This window comes from Mycobacterium sp. 852002-50816_SCH5313054-b (assembly GCF_001667185.1).
Taxonomy (GTDB): Bacteria; Actinomycetota; Actinomycetes; order Mycobacteriales; family Mycobacteriaceae; genus Mycobacterium.
In genome coordinates, this window is record NZ_LZIC01000031.1 from 69,622 (window position 1) to 85,742 (window position 16,121).

The 16,121-nt window shown below is 69.8% G+C and carries 15 protein-coding genes; 11 read left to right on the forward strand and 4 right to left on the reverse strand.

The genetic code is table 11. The features are described from left to right. The first annotated feature begins 154 nt into the window (after nucleotides 1-154). Entirely contained in the window at nucleotides 155-1,984 is a 1,830-nt protein-coding gene (locus A5787_RS06315) for a phosphoenolpyruvate carboxykinase (GTP) (protein WP_066963278.1), read from the forward strand. Here the strand turns inward: A5787_RS06315 and soxR are convergent. Next, complete coding sequence (soxR, locus tag A5787_RS06320; protein WP_066963281.1) at nucleotides 1,981-2,448, reverse strand: redox-sensitive transcriptional activator SoxR; 468 nt, start codon at nucleotides 2,446-2,448, stop codon at nucleotides 1,981-1,983. The two genes, A5787_RS06315 and soxR, sit on opposite strands and share 4 nt — an antisense overlap. Before the next feature lie 67 nt (nucleotides 2,449-2,515). On the opposite strand from soxR, the gene A5787_RS06325 reads away from it, so the two are divergent. The 4 genes from A5787_RS06325 (at nucleotide 2,516) to A5787_RS06340 (ending at nucleotide 6,826) form a co-directional block, all read left to right on the forward strand. Then, nucleotides 2,516-3,223 carry an SDR family oxidoreductase gene (locus A5787_RS06325; protein WP_066963284.1) on the forward strand — a complete coding sequence of 236 codons (708 nt, stop codon included), beginning with the start codon at nucleotides 2,516-2,518 and terminating at the stop codon, nucleotides 3,221-3,223. Continuing rightward, the gene (locus A5787_RS06330; RefSeq protein ID WP_066963287.1) at nucleotides 3,220-4,224 is read left to right on the forward strand and encodes an S-adenosylmethionine:tRNA ribosyltransferase-isomerase; all 1,005 of its coding nucleotides are present in this window, start codon (nucleotides 3,220-3,222) and stop codon (nucleotides 4,222-4,224) included. The genes A5787_RS06325 and A5787_RS06330 overlap by 4 nt, the downstream gene beginning before the upstream one ends. A gap of 118 nt (nucleotides 4,225-4,342) precedes the next feature. After that, nucleotides 4,343-5,860 carry a fatty-acid--CoA ligase FadD4 gene (fadD4, locus tag A5787_RS06335; protein ID WP_066963290.1) on the forward strand — a complete coding sequence of 506 codons (1,518 nt, stop codon included), beginning with the start codon at nucleotides 4,343-4,345 and terminating at the stop codon, nucleotides 5,858-5,860. Nucleotides 5,861-5,863: 3 nt separating this feature from the next. After that, nucleotides 5,864-6,826: an enoyl-CoA hydratase/isomerase family protein gene (locus tag A5787_RS06340; protein WP_066963293.1), complete on the forward strand. Its 963-nt coding sequence runs from the start codon at nucleotides 5,864-5,866 to the stop codon at nucleotides 6,824-6,826. Between the two features lies 1 nt (nucleotide 6,827). Here the strand turns inward: A5787_RS06340 and A5787_RS06345 are convergent, their stop codons facing one another. After that, nucleotides 6,828-7,238 carry a CD225/dispanin family protein gene (locus A5787_RS06345; protein ID WP_066963296.1) on the reverse strand — a complete coding sequence of 137 codons (411 nt, stop codon included), beginning with the start codon at nucleotides 7,236-7,238 and terminating at the stop codon, nucleotides 6,828-6,830. Between the two features lie 83 nt (nucleotides 7,239-7,321). Beyond that, nucleotides 7,322-8,488 (reverse strand): acyl-CoA dehydrogenase family protein, encoded by a 1,167-nt coding sequence (locus A5787_RS06350; protein ID WP_066963299.1) that lies wholly within the window; start codon nucleotides 8,486-8,488, stop codon nucleotides 7,322-7,324. Nucleotides 8,489-8,497: 9 nt separating this feature from the next. Here A5787_RS06350 and A5787_RS06355 point away from each other — a divergent pair, with 9 nt between their 5' ends. Genes A5787_RS06355 through A5787_RS06365 form a run of 3 tightly spaced genes read left to right on the forward strand, consistent with a single transcriptional unit; the run spans nucleotide 8,498 to nucleotide 12,013 of the window. Further along, nucleotides 8,498-9,493: a MaoC family dehydratase gene (locus A5787_RS06355; protein WP_156763789.1), complete on the forward strand. Its 996-nt coding sequence runs from the start codon at nucleotides 8,498-8,500 to the stop codon at nucleotides 9,491-9,493. Between the two features lie 25 nt (nucleotides 9,494-9,518). After that, nucleotides 9,519-10,715 carry a CoA transferase gene (locus A5787_RS06360; RefSeq protein ID WP_066963302.1) on the forward strand — a complete coding sequence of 399 codons (1,197 nt, stop codon included), beginning with the start codon at nucleotides 9,519-9,521 and terminating at the stop codon, nucleotides 10,713-10,715. Then, nucleotides 10,709-12,013 carry an amidohydrolase family protein gene (locus tag A5787_RS06365; RefSeq protein WP_066963305.1) on the forward strand — a complete coding sequence of 435 codons (1,305 nt, stop codon included), beginning with the start codon at nucleotides 10,709-10,711 and terminating at the stop codon, nucleotides 12,011-12,013. Before A5787_RS06360 ends, A5787_RS06365 begins: the two co-directional genes overlap by 7 nt. Nucleotides 12,014-12,020: 7 nt before the next feature. Here the strand turns inward: A5787_RS06365 and A5787_RS06370 are convergent, their stop codons facing one another. Further along, the gene (locus A5787_RS06370; protein ID WP_066963309.1) at nucleotides 12,021-12,920 is read right to left on the reverse strand and encodes an alpha/beta hydrolase; all 900 of its coding nucleotides are present in this window, start codon (nucleotides 12,918-12,920) and stop codon (nucleotides 12,021-12,023) included. A gap of 204 nt (nucleotides 12,921-13,124) precedes the next feature. Between A5787_RS06370 and A5787_RS06375 the strand changes: the two genes are divergently transcribed. From A5787_RS06375 to A5787_RS06385, 3 genes are all read left to right on the forward strand, one after another. Then, on the forward strand, nucleotides 13,125-15,251 hold the full coding sequence (locus A5787_RS06375) for a molybdopterin oxidoreductase family protein (protein ID WP_066963312.1): 2,127 nt from the start codon (nucleotides 13,125-13,127) through the stop codon (nucleotides 15,249-15,251). Beyond that, entirely contained in the window at nucleotides 15,248-15,601 is a 354-nt protein-coding gene (locus A5787_RS27630; protein WP_066963316.1) for a molybdopterin oxidoreductase, read from the forward strand. Before A5787_RS06375 ends, A5787_RS27630 begins: the two co-directional genes overlap by 4 nt. A gap of 18 nt (nucleotides 15,602-15,619) precedes the next feature. Next, a partial coding sequence (locus tag A5787_RS06385) for an FAD-dependent oxidoreductase (protein ID WP_197506974.1) occupies nucleotides 15,620-16,121 on the forward strand: 502 nt, incomplete at its 3' end.

Sequence of the window (16,121 nt, forward strand, 5' to 3'; positions counted from 1 at the left end):
TGTTGTGAGAAGGCTTATACCCGCCCGAGACCTCCCCGACAAGGCGATCACGATAACCTGTAGTTAACGCCACCATGTAAACAGTTGTGTGGGCGAGAACGCATATGCAAGCGAGAGATGCCGGTTAGCAGGCAGAAGAATTCAGGAGAGTTCGATGACTTCAGCGACCATTCCCGGTCTGGACAGCGCACCCACCAACCATCCCGGCCTGCTGGCTTGGGTCGAGGAGGTTGCCGAGCTCACCCAGCCCGACCGGGTGGTGTTCGCTGACGGCTCCGACGAGGAGTGGAAGCGGCTGACGGATCAGCTCGTCGAGGCGGGCACGTTCAAGCGACTGAATCCCAAGGAGTACCCCAACTCGTTCCTGGCCCTGTCCGACCCGTCCGACGTCGCGCGCGTCGAATCGCGGACCTTCATCTGCTCCGAGCGGCAGATCGACGCCGGGCCGACCAACAACTGGATGGACCCCGCCGAGATGCGGTCCACCATGACCGACCTGTACCGCGGCTGCATGCGCGGCCGCACCATGTATGTGGTGCCGTTCTGCATGGGCCCGCTCGGCGCCGACGACCCCAAGCTCGGCGTGGAGATCACCGACTCCGAGTACGTCGTCGTCTCCATGAAGGTGATGACCCGGATGGGCAAGGCCGCGCTGGACAAGATCGGCGACGACGGGTTCTTCGTCAAGGCGCTGCACTCGGTGGGCGCCCCGCTCGAGCCGGGCCAGCAGGACGTGGCGTGGCCTTGCAACGACACCAAATACATCACCCACTTCCCGGAGACCCGCGAGATCATGAGCTACGGCTCCGGGTACGGCGGCAACGCCCTGCTGGGCAAGAAGTGCTACTCGCTGCGCATCGCCTCGGCCATGGCCCACGACGAGGGATGGCTCGCCGAGCACATGTTGATCCTCAAGCTGATCTCCCCGGAGAACAAGGCGTACTACTTCGCCGCGGCGTTCCCGTCGGCGTGCGGCAAGACCAACCTGGCCATGCTGCAGCCCACCATCGAAGGCTGGCGCGCCGAGACGCTGGGTGACGACATCGCGTGGATGCGGTTTGGCAAGGACGGCCGGCTGTACGCGGTCAACCCCGAGTTTGGTTTTTTCGGCGTGGCGCCGGGCACCAACTGGAAGTCCAACCCCAACGCCATGCGCACCATCGCCGCGGGCAACACCGTCTTCACCAACGTCGCGCTCACCGACGACGACGAGGTGTGGTGGGAAGGGCTGGAAGGCGAGCCGGATCACCTGATCGACTGGAAGGGCAACGACTGGTACATCCGCGACACGGAAACCAAAGCCGCGCACCCGAATTCGCGGTACTGCACGCCGATGTCGCAATGCCCGATCCTGGCGCCGGAATGGGACGACCCGCAGGGGGTGCCGATCTCGGGCATCCTGTTCGGCGCCCGCCGCAAGACCACGGTGCCGCTGGTGACCGAGGCGCGCGACTGGCAACACGGCGTGTTCATGGGGGCCACCATGGGCAGCGAGCAGACCGCCGCAGCCGAGGGCAAGGTCGGCACGGTGCGCCGCGATCCGATGGCCATGCTGCCGTTCCTGGGCTACCACGTCGGCGACTACTTCCAGCACTGGCTGGACCTGGGCAAGAACTCCGACGAGTCCAAGCTGCCGAAGGTGTTCTTCGTCAACTGGTTCCGCCGCGGCGACGAGGGTCAGTTCCTCTGGCCGGGCTTCGGTGAGAACAGCCGGGTGCTGAAGTGGATCGTCGACCGCATCGAGCACCGGGCCGGCGGCCAGGAGACGCCGATCGGCATCGTGCCCACCGCCCAGGACCTCGACCTCGACGGCCTCGACGTGGACAGCGCCGACGTCGAGCGGGCTCTGGAGGTCAACGCCGACGAGTGGCGCCAGGAGCTCCCGCTGATCGAGGAGTGGTTCGAGTTCGTCGGCGACAAGCTGCCCACCGGCGTCAAGGACGAGTTCGAGGCGCTCAAGCAGCGGTTCTCGGAGTCCAGCTAGCCGCTGATCGCCTGCCGTCGCAACGACTTCGGCAGGTACACCGCGCCCGCCCCGGCGCCCGCTGCCGCGTCGCCCGGGTTCGAGATCGCGCAGCGCTTCAGTGACAGGCAGCCACACCCGATGCACGAATCGAGGTTGTCGCGCAGCGCGATCAGCCCGGCGATCTGGTCGTCGAGGCGAGCGCGCCACGTCCGGGACAGCCGGGACCAGTCGGCCCGGGTGGGGGTGCGGCCGTCCGGGAGCCCGGCGAGCGCGCCGGCGATCTCGTCCAGGCTCAGGCCGACGTTTCGGGCGGCCTTGATGAAGGCCAGGCGCCGCAGCATCTGGCGTTCGAATCGGCGCTGACCGCCGGAGGTCCGACTCGCCGTGATCAGGCCCTGGCCCTCGTAGAACCGGATCGCCGAGGCGGCGAAGCCGCTGCGGCGTGCGATCTCGCTGACGGAGAACAAATCCCGCTTGTCCATCTGGCCTTCTCGAGAATTCGAATCGGGTACTTGACTTAAAGTTTACTTCAACTATCAGTATGGCCGTATGACTCAATCACATGTCGCCATCGTCACCGGCGCCTCCCGCGGGTTCGGCAAGGCGGTGACAGCCGCACTGCTCGACCGGGGGTGGGCCGTCGTCACCGATGCCCGTCGCGCCCCAGACCTCAAAGCCACTGTCGCCGAGCTGAATTCGAACCGATTGATTCCGTTGGCCGGTGACGTCACCGACGCGTCACATCGTGATGCGCTGGTCGCCGCCGCGACCGGCGCCGGACCGCTTCGGCTGCTGGTGAACAACGCCAGCAGGCTGGGGCCAAGCCCGCAACCGGCGCTCGCCGACTACCCGCCCGGCGAGTTGCGGGCCGTGTATGAGGCCAACGTGTTCGCCCCGGTGGCGCTGGTTCAGGCGGCGCTGCCCGCGCTCGCCGCCAACGCGGGGACGATCATCAACATCACGTCCGATGCCGCCGTCGAGCCATACCCGGGCTGGGGTGGATACGGCTCGTCGAAGGCCGCGCTGGATCAGCTGTCGGCCGTCCTGGCCGCTGAAGCGCCAGCGGTGGCGGTGTACGCCTTCGATCCGGGCGACATGCGGACCGAGATGCACCAGGCCGCGTTCCCCGGGGAGGACATCTCCGATCGCGCCGAGCCGGAAGCGAAAGTCCCGGCGCTGCTGCGACTGCTGGACACGCGGCCGCCCGCGGGCCGCTACCGCGCCGCCGATTCGGTGTTGTCCGGGGTGCGCTCATGACCGCAGCGATCGAGCCGCCGGAAGCGCGCGGCGTGGCCCGCGACGCCGTCAAGCTGCTGGTCGCCCGCCCGGGCCGGGTCGTCCACGCGCGCTTCGCGGACCTCGGCGATCACCTGCGGCCGGGCGACCTGCTCGTGGTGAACAACTCGGCCACCCTGCCCGCCGCGGTCGACGGTCGTCGCGCCGGGCGGCCGATCGCCGTGCACTTCTCGACGGCCCGCGCCGAGAAGGCCTGGGTGGTGGAACTGCGGCCCGCGGGCGACGCGGCCGGACACCTCACCGACGTCCGGCCCGGTGAACGCATCGACCTGCCCGGCGGCGCCGGGCTCGTCATCGGTACGTCCTATCCCGAACCCGAGGTCGACCGCGCGCGGTTGTGGACGGCGCGGGTGATCTTGGAGGGGGAGGTGGGCGCGTACCTCGCCCGGCACGGGCGGCCGATCCGCTACGCGTACGTGCCGCGGCAATGGCCGCTGCGCTATTACCAGACCGTGTTCGCCCGCCACCCCGGCAGCGCCGAAATGCCCAGCGCGGCGAGGCCATTCAGCACCGAACTGGTCACCGCTCTGGTCTCCGCCGGCATCGGGATCGCGCCGGTCACGCTGCACGCCGGGGTGTCGTCGGCCGAAGCCGGCGAGCCACCGACCCCCGAGCTGTTCGAGGTGCCGGCCGGCACCGCGCGGATGGTCAACTCGGCGCGCGCGGCCGGCGGCCGGGTGATCGCCGTCGGCACCACGGTGACCCGCGCGCTGGAGTCGGCCGCCGACGCCGCGGGCGTGGTGCGGCGGGCGGTGGGCTGGACCGATCTGGTGCTCGGCCCGGACCGCCCGTGCCGGGTGGTCGACGGCCTGATCACCGGGTGGCACGACGCCGGCGCCTCACACATGTTGCTGCTGGAGGCGGTGGCGGGGCCCTCGCTGGTCGCGGCGGCCTACCGGGCAGCGGCCCTGCACGGGTATCTGTGGCATGAATTCGGCGACAGCGCCCTGCTGCTGCCGTGATCACTTAGGTAACAAGAACCCGGGCCCATCGGACCACCCCGAAGATCTTGTGACGGGTGTGACTTGATGACGTCGGCCACTTAACACCCGTCAACTTCGGCGGCGGTACAGTCCTCCCATGCAGATTCGCCCCCATGTCGGCGCCGGCAAACCCGCCGTCATCCTGTACCCGTCCGGCACCGTCGTCACCTTCGACGACCTGGAAGCCCGCGCCAATCGACTGGCGCACCGGTTCCGCCAGGCCGGACTGCGCGAGGGGGACACCGTCGCGATCCTGATGGAGAACAACGAGCACATCCACGCGGTGATGTGGGCGGCCCGCCGAAGCGGCTTGTACTACGTCCCGATCAACACCCACCTGACCGCGGCCGAGGCCGCCTACATCGTCGACAACAGCAACGCCAAGGCCGTCATCGGCTCGGCGGCGCTGCGCGACACGCTCGCGCAGCTGCCCGACTACCTACCGAACGGGCTGCCGGAGCTGCTGATGATCGCCGACGGCGAGCTGCCCGGTTGGGAGCGCTACCCGGAATGCGTTGCCCGCCAACCGGAAACCCCCATCGACGACGAAATCGAGGGGGACCTGCTGCAGTACTCGTCGGGCACCACCGGCCGGCCCAAGGGCATCAAACGCGAACTGCCGCACGTCCCGCCCGCCGAGGCACCCGGCATGATGTCGGCCCTGGTCGAGTTCTGGATGACCCCCGACTCGGTCTACCTGAGCCCCGCCCCGCTGTACCACACCGCGCCGTCGGTGTGGTCGATGAGCGCGCAGGCCGGCGGCATCACGACGGTCGTGCTGGAGAAGTTCGACCCCGAGGGCACGCTGGACGCCATCCAGCGCCACCGCGTCACGCACGGGCAGTTCGTGCCGGCCATGTTCACCCGCATGCTGAAACTCCCCGCCGCCGTTCGTGATTCGTACGACCTGTCCAGCCTGCAACGGGTGATGCACGCCGCCGCGCCGTGCCCGGTCGAGATCAAGAAGCAGATGATCGACTGGTGGGGGCCGATCATCGACGAGTATTACGCGTCCTCCGAGGCGATCGGGTCGACGCTGATCAGCGCCGAAGACTGGCTCGCGCATCCGGGTTCGGTGGGCAAGCCGATGGCGTGCCAGATCCACATCCTCGACGAGGACGGAACCGAGCTGCCGCCCGGCCAGCCCGGCGAGATCTACTTCGAGGGCGGCTACTCCTTCGAATACCTCAATGACCCGACGAAAACCGCCGCCTCGCGCGACCGGCACGGCTGGACGACCGTCGGCGACGTCGGCTACCTCGACGAGGAAGGCTACCTGTACCTGACGGACCGCCGCCACCACATGATCATCTCCGGCGGCGTGAACATCTACCCGCAGGAGACCGAGAACCTTCTGGTCACCCACCCGAAGGTGTTGGACGCGGCGGTGTTCGGCGTTCCGGACGACGAGATGGGCCAACGGGTGGTGGCGGCCGTGCAGACTGTCGACCCGGCCGACGCCACCGACGGGTTCGCCGAGGAGCTGACCGCGTGGCTGCGAGATCGCCTGGCGCACTACAAATGTCCGCGGTCGATCGCCTTCGAGGCGCAGCTGCCGCGCACCGACACCGGCAAGCTCTACAAGAACGGGCTGATCGAGAAGTATTCGGTGTGACCCATGCGGGTCGTCGACGTCTGTAGCGAGGGCGACGCGGGCGTCGCATCACCGCCCGGTGTGATCGTCGCCGTCGGCACCGCCGAGGACATTGCGGCGGCCGGATATTGGCCGGACGCAGCGAGTTTCACGCTGACCGAGGACCCGTGTGCGGATCGTCGGGTGGTCACCGTCGGCTCGGTGCCCGACGCCCTGGCCGAGCTGACGCAGCGCTGCCAACGGTGGCCGCACGCCAGCGCCGTGTGCGACGACGTCCTGCGCTCGGTCGATCCCGCCGGCCCGGCCCTGGGTGGGGTGATCACCGAGTCGTTGGCCTACTCGACCCTGCAGGCCGGCCCGGAGTTCGCACGCTGGCTCGCCGAACGCGGCCCAAGCGGCGCGCCCGAGCTCGCCGACCCGGTGCTGGCGCGGCGCGACGGCGACACGCTGCGCATCACGTTCAACCGGCCGCAACGTCACAACGCGTTCTCCACCGACGCGCGGGCCGCGCTGCTCGAGGCGCTGACCGTCGCGCAGCTGGACCCGTCGGTGACCGGGATCGTGTTGGGTGGCAACGGCCCGTCGTTCTGCAGCGGCGGAGACCTCGCGGAGTTCGGCACCTTCGCCGACCCGGCGAGCGCGCACCTGGCGCGCACCCGGCACAGCCCGGCTCTGGCGCTCGACGCGCTGACCGCCCGGCTCGGCCGGGCCTGCCGGGCCGAGGTGCACGGCCGGGTGGTGGGCAGCGGATTGGAGATGGCGGCGTTTTGCGGATGGGTTGCGGCGCGCGACGATTCGGTGTTCGGGCTACCCGAACTGGGCCTCGGCCTGATCCCCGGCGCCGGCGGAACCGTGAGCGTCACCCGCCGGATCGGGCGCTGGCGCACGGCGTATCTGGTGCTGTCCGGGCGCGCGATCGATGCCCATACCGCGCGGGCGTGGGGGCTGGTGGACGCCACTTACGTTGGCGCCCAAGGGCTCACCTAGCTCAGAAGCCCGAGTAGGTGGTGCTGGTCGTCGACGGGATCGACGAAACGATCGCGGCGAACATGGCGAACCACAGAATGACGCCGATGACATAGGCGGCCACACCGACGACCGCGCCGATGATGGCCCACTTCTTGGCGTTGTCGGCCGCCGTCTGCGCCTCGGCGTACCGCCCCTGGACCCACAGCCCGGAGACCTTGGTGGAGTACACGATCGAGACGATCCCGAACGGCAGGCAACACAGGACTGTGACCAGGATCCCCCAGACGAGGTAGTTGTCCGGCTCGCGTTGCGGCGGCCAACCCGGCTGCGGCGCCGGGTAACCGGGCGGCGGCGGCTGACCCTGCCACGACGGCTGCGGTTGGCCCTGCCATTCCGGGTGACCCTCGTATGGCCCGGGGGGATAACTCATGGCAGCTGCCTCTCTGTGGCCTTGCTGGTGCCGAAGTCCCGCAAATATACAGCACGGGCGAACGCCAGCCAGGGAGATTTGCCTCAGATCCCGCCCCGGGCGACCAGCTGCGCGGCGATCACGTTGCGCTGGATCTCGTTGGTGCCTTCCCCGACGATCATCAGCGGCGCGTCACGGAAGTAACGTTCGACGTCGTATTCGGTGGAATAGCCGTAGCCGCCGTGAATGCGAACGGCGTTCAGCGCGATTTCCATCGCGGCCTCCGAGGCGAACAGCTTGGCCATCCCCGCCTCCATATCACAGCGTTCGCCGCTGTCGTAGCGCTCGGCGGCATAGCGGGTCAGCTGACGGGCGGCGGTGAGCTTGGTCGCCATGTCGGCCAGGTAATTACCGATCGCCTGGTGCTTCCAGATCGGCCGCCCGAAGCTCTCCCGCTGCTGCGCATAGGCCAGCGCGTCCTCGAGCGCCGCGGCCGCTACGCCCAGCGCCCGGGCCGCCACCTGAATGCGGCCCGTCTCCAGCCCCTTCATCATTTGCGAAAAGCCCTCGCCCAGCACCCCGCCCAGCACCGCCGACTCGGGAGCGGTGAAATCGTCGAAGGACAGCTCGCAGGATTCCACGCCCTTGTAGCCCAGCTTGGGCAGATCCCGCGACACCGTCAGGCCCGGCCCGTGTTCGACCAGCACGATCGAGATGCCCTTGTGCCGCGGCGTCGCGTTGGGATCGGTCTTGCACAGCAGCGCGATCAGGCCGGCCCGGCGCGCGTTGCTGATCCAGGTCTTGGAACCGCTGATCCGCAACTCACCGGAGCCGTCCGGCAGGGCGGTCGTCGCGATGTTCTGCAGGTCCGAGCCGCCGCCCGGTTCCGTCAGGGCCATGGTGGCCCGCAGCTCGCCGCTGGCCATTGGCGGCAGGTACGCGCGCTTTTGCTCCTCGGTGCCGAACAGCGTCAGCAGCTTGGCCACCACGGTGTGCCCGCCCATGGCGCCGGCCAGGCTCATCCAGCCGCGGGCCAGCTCCTCGGTGACGCGCACATAACACGGCATCGACACCGGCGACCCGCCGTATTCCTCGGGAACGGCCAGGCCGTAGACGCCGATCCGCTTCATCTGCTCGATCCACGCCTCGGGGTAGGTGTTGGCATGTTCGAGCTCGCGGACGCGGGGTTTGACGTCGCGGTCGATGAACGCCCGCACCGTGGCGACCAGCAGGTCCTCTTCGTCGTTCAGCTCACTGCTCACGTGTGCCATATTGGCCCCGTGGCTTATGCGCGTGTGCGGGAGGGCGGCCCTTACTTCGACGATCTCTCGGTGGGCCAGGTGTTCGACTGGGCGCCGGCGATGACGCTGTCGCCGGGTCTGGCCGGCGCCCACCAGGCGATCCTGGGGGACCGGCTGCGCCTGGCGCTGGACGCCGTGCTGTGCACCGCGGTGACCGGCGTACCGGGGCCACTGGCCCACCCGGGGCTCGTCTGCGACGTGGCGATCGGGCAGTCGACGCTGGCCACCCAACGCGTGAAAGCCAACCTGTTCTACCGCGGCCTGGTGTTTCACCGCTTCCCCGTGATCGGCGACACCATCTACACCCGCACCGAAGTGGTTGGGCTGCGGGCGAATTCGCCCAAGCCCGGCCGGGAGCCGACGGGGATGGCGGCTCTGCGGATGATCACCATCGACCAGGCCGACCGGCTGGTCCTCGACTTTTACCGGTGCGCCATGCTGCCGGCCGGCCCGGACTTCAATCCCGATCGGGCGCCCGGCGACGATCTGTCGGCCGTCGGCGCCGACGTGCCCGGCCCCGCGCACGATCCGACCGCGCACTGGGACGCCGACGTGTTCCGCACCAAGGTCCCCGGTCCGCATTTCGACGCGGGCCTGGCGGGCACGGTGCTGCGCAGCGCCGGCGACGTGGTCAGCGGGGCGCCCGAGCTCGCCCGGCTTACCCTGAACATCGCGGCGACACACCATGATTCGCGCGTCGCCGGGCGAAGGCTGGTGTACGGCGGACACACCGTCGGGCTGGCGCTCGCGCAGGCCGGCAGGCTGCTGCCCAATCTGGCGACGGTGCTGGGCTGGGAGTCCTGCGACCACACCGGCCCGGTCCACGAGGGCGACACCCTGTACAGCGAGCTGCACATCGAGACCGCCCGGCCGACCGAGCACGGGGGCGTGCTGGGGCTGCGGTCCCTGGTCTACGCCGTGGGCGAGCCCGACCGGCCGGTGCTGGACTGGCGGTTCAGCGCGCTGCATTTCTGAGTCGCAGCGCCCCGCCGCGCGCACAATGGTGGGCGTGAGTTCGGCTTCGCCGTCGGCCAGCTGGGGTAGCAGCGGGCTGGCCTGCCTTACGGGCCTGCCCGACGGGCCGCCCGACTTCTCCCGCGCGCACGTGCTGGCCCGCGCCGAGGAGGTGGCCGTGGCCGTCCGTCGTCGAACCCGCACCCCCGTCGACCCCGCCGGCCTGCTGGCCGGGCGGGCCGGGCTGCTCGGGTTGACGCGCCGCGGCCGGGTGTCGGCGGGCGGCGCCACCCGGTTGCTGGCCACCGCCGACGGCTGGTGCGCGATCACGCTGTCGCGCCCCGACGACGTCGCCGCCGTTCCCGCGCTGCTGGAGGCCGACAAGGGGGCCGCCGATCCGTGGCCCGCACTGCGGCGCTGGGCCGCAACGCGTCCGGTGTCCGCGGTTACCGAACGGGCGGGCCTGCTCGACATTCCGGCGGCCGCGCTGGGTGAGGTCGCCGCGGGGTCGCCACAGGTGCGGCACCTGGGCTTCCGAGCGCATCCGCGTGAGTTGGCCGGCCTGCTGGTGGCCGATCTGTCCTCGATGTGGGCCGGGCCGCTGTGCGGGCAGCTCTTGGCGCGCGGCGGGGCGACGGTCGTCAAAGTGGAAAGCCCGCGCCGCCCGGACGGCACCCGAGCAGGCAACCGCGCCTTCTACGACTGGATGAACGGCGAAAAGCTCTCCTACTGTGTGGATTTCGACGGCGGTGCCGACGAGCTACGCGAGTTGCTCGCCGTCGCCGATGTCGTGATCGAGGGCTCGCGGCCCGCGGCGCTGGAGCGGCGAGGGCTCGGGCCAGACAATATCGCGCCGCGGGCGGGCCGAATCTGGTTGCGTATCAGCGGATATGAAGACTCCAGGCCGGCGTTCGGCGACGACGCCGCGGTGGCCGGCGGCCTGGTGGGCACCGCCGCCGATGGACCGGTGTTCTGCGGCGACGCCATCGCCGACCCGTTGACCGGTCTGGAGGCGACGCTGGCGGTGCTTGAATCGCTGAGCCGGGGCGGGGGTGAGTTGATCCACCTTTCCATGGCCGCGGTCGCCGCGACCTATGCGGCGCTGCCCACCGTCGCGTCGGTCACCCCGCATCCGGCCCCGCCGCCGCAGCCGCCCGCGCCGTCGGCCCCGGCGGCCGAACTCGGCGCCGACGACGACGCCGTGCGTCGGATGGTCGCCGAAAGGCGTTGCCTGTCATGCTGATTCACCGGGCAACCTTGCTGGACGGCAGAACGGTCGACGTCCGGGTCGGCGCGCAGATCGACGAAGTGGGCGAGGGCCTGGAGCCCCGCACAGGGGAGGGCGTGCTGTATGCCGGCGGCGGGACCGTGCTGCCAGGCTTGCACGACCACCATGTGCACGTGCGGTCGGCGGCCTCGGCCCTGGACTCCTTCCTCGTCGGACCGCCCGGGGTGGCCACCAAAGAGCAGCTGACGCAGTTGCTCTCGAACGCCACTCCCGGCCCCGACGGCTGGATTCGCGCCGTCGGCTACCACGAATCGGTCGCGGGCGAGCTGGACCGAACGGCCCTCGATGCCCTCGTGCGCGACGTCCCGGTGCGCATCCAGCACCGCAGCGGCGCGCTGTGGATCCTCAACTCCGAGGCGCTGGGCCGGGTCGGCCTGCCCGACCACCCCGACGGCCGCCTGCGCAGCGCCGACCGCGGCTGGTCGGACGCGCTGCAGCAGCGCGAAACCGACCTCGCCGAACTCAGCCGCCGCATCACCGCGACCGGCGTCACCGGCGTCACCGACGCCACCCCGGACCTCGCCGCCGACGACATGGTCTCGCTGCTGGTGTCACACCGGCGCGGCGAGTTCCGGCCGCGGCCCAGCTTCCTATCGCCGGGCAAGAAGATCCTGCAGGACGACCGCCTCGACCTGGACTCCCTGACGGCCTGGATCGCCGGCCAGCACGCCGACGGCCGACCGGTAGCCGTGCACTGCGTGACCGCCGCCCAGCTGGTGGTCACCATCGCGGCCCTGCGCGCGGCCGGCGGCCACCCGCTGGATCGCATCGAACACGCCGCCGTCGTGCCCGACGACAACCTCTCCGACCTCGCGGAGCTCGGGGTCACCGTGGTGACGCAACCCAACTTCGTCGCCGAGCGCGGCGACCACTACCTCGCCGACGTGCCCGCCTCCGAGCACGGCCAACTCTGGCGCGTCGCCTCTCTGCTCGACGCGGCGGTGCCGGTGGCCCTGTCGACCGACATGCCGTTCGGCCACGGCGACCCATGGACGGCGATGCGCGCCGCGGTGTACCGCACCACCCCGAGCGGCGCGGTGCTCAACGCGGACGAATGTGTGCCTGCCCTAACGGCTTTGACGATGTTTCTGGGCCGCCCGGATCGGCCGGGCCGGGCGCGGACCGTCGAAGCCGGGCAGCCGGGGGACCTATGCGTGCTGACCGAGCCACCGGCGACGGCGCTGGCCGAGCTGGACGCCGGCATGGTCGCGGCCACCGTCATCGCGGGCGAGCTCGTCTACTTCGCGATGTGACCGGCGATCAATCCGCCTGCATGAGTGCGGCGCGCAGACTTTCGCACTGGCTGTCGAAAAATTGTCGCGACACCGGGGCCTTCCGTGCCACCGCGTCGAAGCCGTGGAACGCGCCCGGAACCACCTCCACGTGGCACGGCACCCCCGCGTCGATCAGCCGCTGGGCGTAGGCCAGGTCCTCGTCGTGGAAGAGGTCGTGCGTGCCGACCCCGATCCACGCCGGCGGCAACCCGCCGAGGTCCTCGCGGCGGCCCGGGACGGCGACCCGCGGGTCGGCGCCTCCGAGGTAGGAGGTCCAGCCGAACCGGTTGCTGCGCGCGCTCCACAGGCGGTGGTTCGGGCTTGCGCCGGTGGCCGAACTTCGGTCGTCCAGCATCGGGTACGCCAGCACCTGGAATACCGGGCTCACTTCGCCGCGGTCGCGCGCCAGCAGCGCCAGCGCCGCCGCCAGGCCGCCGCCCGCGCTGGCGCCGGCGATCACCACCCGGTGGCGATCCACGGCGGGCAGGCCGCCGAGCCAGGTGAGCGCCGAATAGCAGTCCTCCAGCGACGCGGGATACGGATGCTCGGGCGCCAGGCGGTATTCCACCGACGCGACCGTGAGGTCGAGCCTCGAGCTGTAGCGGCGGCACAGCCAATCGTCCTGCTGGGCGTCGCCGATCACGTACCCGCCGCCGTGGATCCACAGCAGCGCCGGCGTCGGTTCGGTCGCGCCCGTGGGCCGGAAGAGCCGGACGACGGCCCCGGAGCCCAGGGTGATCACCTCGACATCGGGTGGCGCGCCGCGGCGCCGCCCCGTCAGGCCGCTCATGGCTCGCATGACCGGCAGGCTCCGGGGGCCGATCAGATGCCTCGGGGCGATGCGGGCGATGCTGCGCAGGTCCGGGTGAACGTCGTCGTTCGGCATCGATCCAGTATTACCGACACGGGGATGAGGCAGCGTCACGGCCGTGAGCCCGCGGTAGTAGTCCGGACAATCCACGGCAATACCTTCGAAACACGCGCCCCGTAGCTTCGGGCAGTAGGCGCCAATCGGGGAGGCGACATGGGAGGTACATCCAGCCGAGCCGGCGGAATGCCGGCCGGCTCAGCAGCGAAGCGGTGATCGCCAGTGGCGTCGACACCGACGAAAACCCATTGCCCGTATTGCTCGTTGCAATGCGGGATCACCCTCGACGCGTCCGGGGGACCGTCGAAGCCGCCGGTGCTCGCACCACAGGGCGACTTTCCGACTAATCGCGGCGGACTGTGCGCGAAGGGCTGGACTGCGGCCGAGCTGCTCGGGCATCCGGAACGGCTGACTCGGCCGCTCGTTCGCGACGGGCGTGGTAAGCCACTACGCCAGGCAACCTGGAATGAGGCGCTGGAACGGATAGTCGCGGCCATCAGGGAGACGCAGCGGGATTACGGCCTGGACGCGGTCGGATGTTTCGGCGGCGGGGGCCTGACTAACGAAAAGGCCTACCAGTTCGGCAAGTTCGCGCGCGTCGCGCTGCGCACCTCGGCGATCGATTACAACGGCCGGTTTTGCATGTCCTCGGCGGCCGCGGCGTCGAACCGCTCGTTCGGCATCGATCGTGGGTTGCCGTTTCCGCTCGCGGATATCGCACGGGCCGATGTCATCCTTCTCGTCGGTGGTAACCCCGCCGAAACGATGCCCCCGGCGATGCAGTATTTCGACGCGGGCCGCGCCCGAGGCGCCAAGCACATCGTCGTCGACCCGCGTCGCACCGCCACCGCCAGTCGCGCCGACCTTCACCTGCAGCCCGTCCCCGGAACCGACCTGGCGCTGGCCAACGGCATGCTCAATGTCATTGCCCGCGAGGGGCTTATCGCTCGCGAATACGTCGCGGAGCGGACCACTGGATTCGAGGCGGTGCGCCGCTCGGTGCGGCTGTACTGGCCCGATCGGGCGGAGCGGATCACCGGTGTGCCCGAGAACGACATCGTGGTCGCGGCGCGGACGCTGGCCGCGGCCGATCGGGCGATGATCCTGACCGCCCGCGGCGCCGAGCAACACAGCTCGGGCACCGACACGGCGCAGGCCTTCATCAATCTTGCCCTGGCGTTGGGATTGCCGGGCCGGCCGTATAGCGGATTCGCGACGATCACGGGTCAGGGCAACGGGCAGGGCGGGCGCGAGCACGGGCAAAAATGCGACCAGCTGCCCGGCTACCGCCGGCTCGACGACCCCGTCGCGCGCGCCCACGTCGCGCGGGTTTGGGGCGTCAACCCGGCCGATCTGCCATCGTCCGGGCAGTCGGCATACGAGATGCTCAGCGGCATCGGCGCGCCCGGCGGGGTGCGCGCACTGTGGGTGATGGCCTCCAACATCGTTGTCTCGGCGCCGAATTCGCTGCATGTGGCCGAAAAGCTGGCCGACCTCGACTTCCTGGTGGTGTCCGACATCTTCCTGTCCGAGACCGCGGCGCTGGCCGATGTGGTGCTACCCACCGCCCAGTGGGCCGAAGAGTCGGGAACCATGACCAACCTGGAAGGCCGGGTGATCTTGCGGCGGGCGGCCCTAGCGCCGCCGGATGAGGTTCGCAGCGACCTTGACGTGATGGCCGACCTGGCGAAGCGCCTGGGGGTGCATGGGTTCTCGGCCGACCCGCAGGAGGTATTCGGGGAACTGGGCCGTGCCAGCCAGGGCGGGAAGGCCGACTACCGGGGGATCAGCTACGAACGCATCACCACCGACGACGGCGTGTTCTGGCCGTGCCCGTCGGCCGGGTACCCCGACACCCCGCGACTGTTCGCCGAGGACTTCCCGACGCCCGACCGCCGAGCCCACTTCCATCCCGTTGAGCAACGCGCCGCCGCGGAAGTCCCGGATGACGAATTCCCGTACTACCTCACCACCGGGCGCGTGTTGAGTCAGTACCAATCCGGGACTCAAACGCGCAGGGTCGCAAAGCTTGCCGAGGCGGCGCCCGAGCCCGTGGTCGAGCTTCACCCGACATTGGGCAGACGATATGGCATCGTCAGCGGCGGCAAGGTTCGGCTGAAGACTCGCCGGGGCGAGGTCGTGATGACGGCGCGGATCAACGACGGCATCCGCCCGGACACCGTGTTCGCCCCGTTCCACTGGGGCGGCGCGGCGAGCATCAACCGGCTGACCAATCCTGTCCTGGACCCGCATTCGCGGATGCCATCGTTCAAAGTCTGCGCGGTCTCGGTGTCCAACGCCGCGGCCCGCACCGAGGAAGCCGATGCACCGGAAGGAGATGAGACATGAGTGATGGCAGCACCCCTAGGTTCCTGCAGGGAGCGTTCAACTTCGACGGCAAGGGGTACGAGTCGCCGTCCTTGCTGGACGCGTCCCTGCGGTATGTCGTGCCGGCCGGGGCGATCACCCAGCCGGTGTATTTCCGCGGTGGCAACAGCACCGACGAGCTGGTCACCGTTGTGCTGATGCGCGACGGTGCCCCGATGCGGTACTTCCCCATCGGGGCGAAAGACGCCGTGCACGTGCCACTTCGGGTCGTCGAAGACCTGATCGTCGACACCGTCGTCGAGGTGTTTGTCGCCGCGCCCGACGGGCTCAGCGGCACCGTCTTCGTCGACATCGGGTTCGTCGAAATCTAGGGCACATCAAGGGTATTCATGACTACATTGGCACAACCGGAGACCAACGGACACGGCCCGGCCGCCCTGGCCAGCCTGGTAGTGGTCGGCAACGGCATGGCGGGCGCGCGGGCGCTGGAAGAGATCCTCGCCCGCGGCGGCGGAGAGCAATTCGCCATCACGGTCTTCGGAGACGAACCCTACGGGAACTACAACCGGATCCTGCTGTCGAACGTGTTGGCCGGCTCGGATGACGCCGCGGAGATCTACCTCAATCCGCTGGACTGGTACGCCGAGAACGGCATCGACTTGCGCGCCGGGGTGCGGGTGGTGCGCATCGATCCCTTCGCGCACCTGGTGCACGCCGACGACGGCACGACCATCCGCTACGACAAGCTGCTTCTGGCCACCGGCAGCCGGGCGTTCTTTCCCCCGGTCGACGGCATCTGGCAGGACACCAGGACGCTGGCGCCGGGCGTGTTCGGGTTCCGAACCATCGACGATTGCCGGGCGATGATCCGGTTCGCCGAAGGGCGAACCC

Coding starts and splice junctions, on each gene's coding strand:
- A5787_RS06315 (WP_066963278.1), top strand. CDS start 155: ATGACTTCAGCGACCATTCCCGGTCTGGACAGCGCACCCACCAACCAT.
- soxR (WP_066963281.1), bottom strand. CDS start 2,448: ATGGACAAGCGGGATTTGTTCTCCGTCAGCGAGATCGCACGCCGCAGC.
- A5787_RS06325 (WP_066963284.1), top strand. CDS start 2,516: ATGACTCAATCACATGTCGCCATCGTCACCGGCGCCTCCCGCGGGTTC.
- A5787_RS06330 (WP_066963287.1), top strand. CDS start 3,220: ATGACCGCAGCGATCGAGCCGCCGGAAGCGCGCGGCGTGGCCCGCGAC.
- fadD4 (WP_066963290.1), top strand. CDS start 4,343: ATGCAGATTCGCCCCCATGTCGGCGCCGGCAAACCCGCCGTCATCCTG.
- A5787_RS06340 (WP_066963293.1), top strand. CDS start 5,864: ATGCGGGTCGTCGACGTCTGTAGCGAGGGCGACGCGGGCGTCGCATCA.
- A5787_RS06345 (WP_066963296.1), bottom strand. CDS start 7,238: ATGAGTTATCCCCCCGGGCCATACGAGGGTCACCCGGAATGGCAGGGC.
- A5787_RS06350 (WP_066963299.1), bottom strand. CDS start 8,488: ATGGCACACGTGAGCAGTGAGCTGAACGACGAAGAGGACCTGCTGGTC.
- A5787_RS06360 (WP_066963302.1), top strand. CDS start 9,519: ATGGTGGGCGTGAGTTCGGCTTCGCCGTCGGCCAGCTGGGGTAGCAGC.
- A5787_RS06365 (WP_066963305.1), top strand. CDS start 10,709: ATGCTGATTCACCGGGCAACCTTGCTGGACGGCAGAACGGTCGACGTC.
- A5787_RS06370 (WP_066963309.1), bottom strand. CDS start 12,920: ATGCCGAACGACGACGTTCACCCGGACCTGCGCAGCATCGCCCGCATC.
- A5787_RS27630 (WP_066963316.1), top strand. CDS start 15,248: ATGAGTGATGGCAGCACCCCTAGGTTCCTGCAGGGAGCGTTCAACTTC.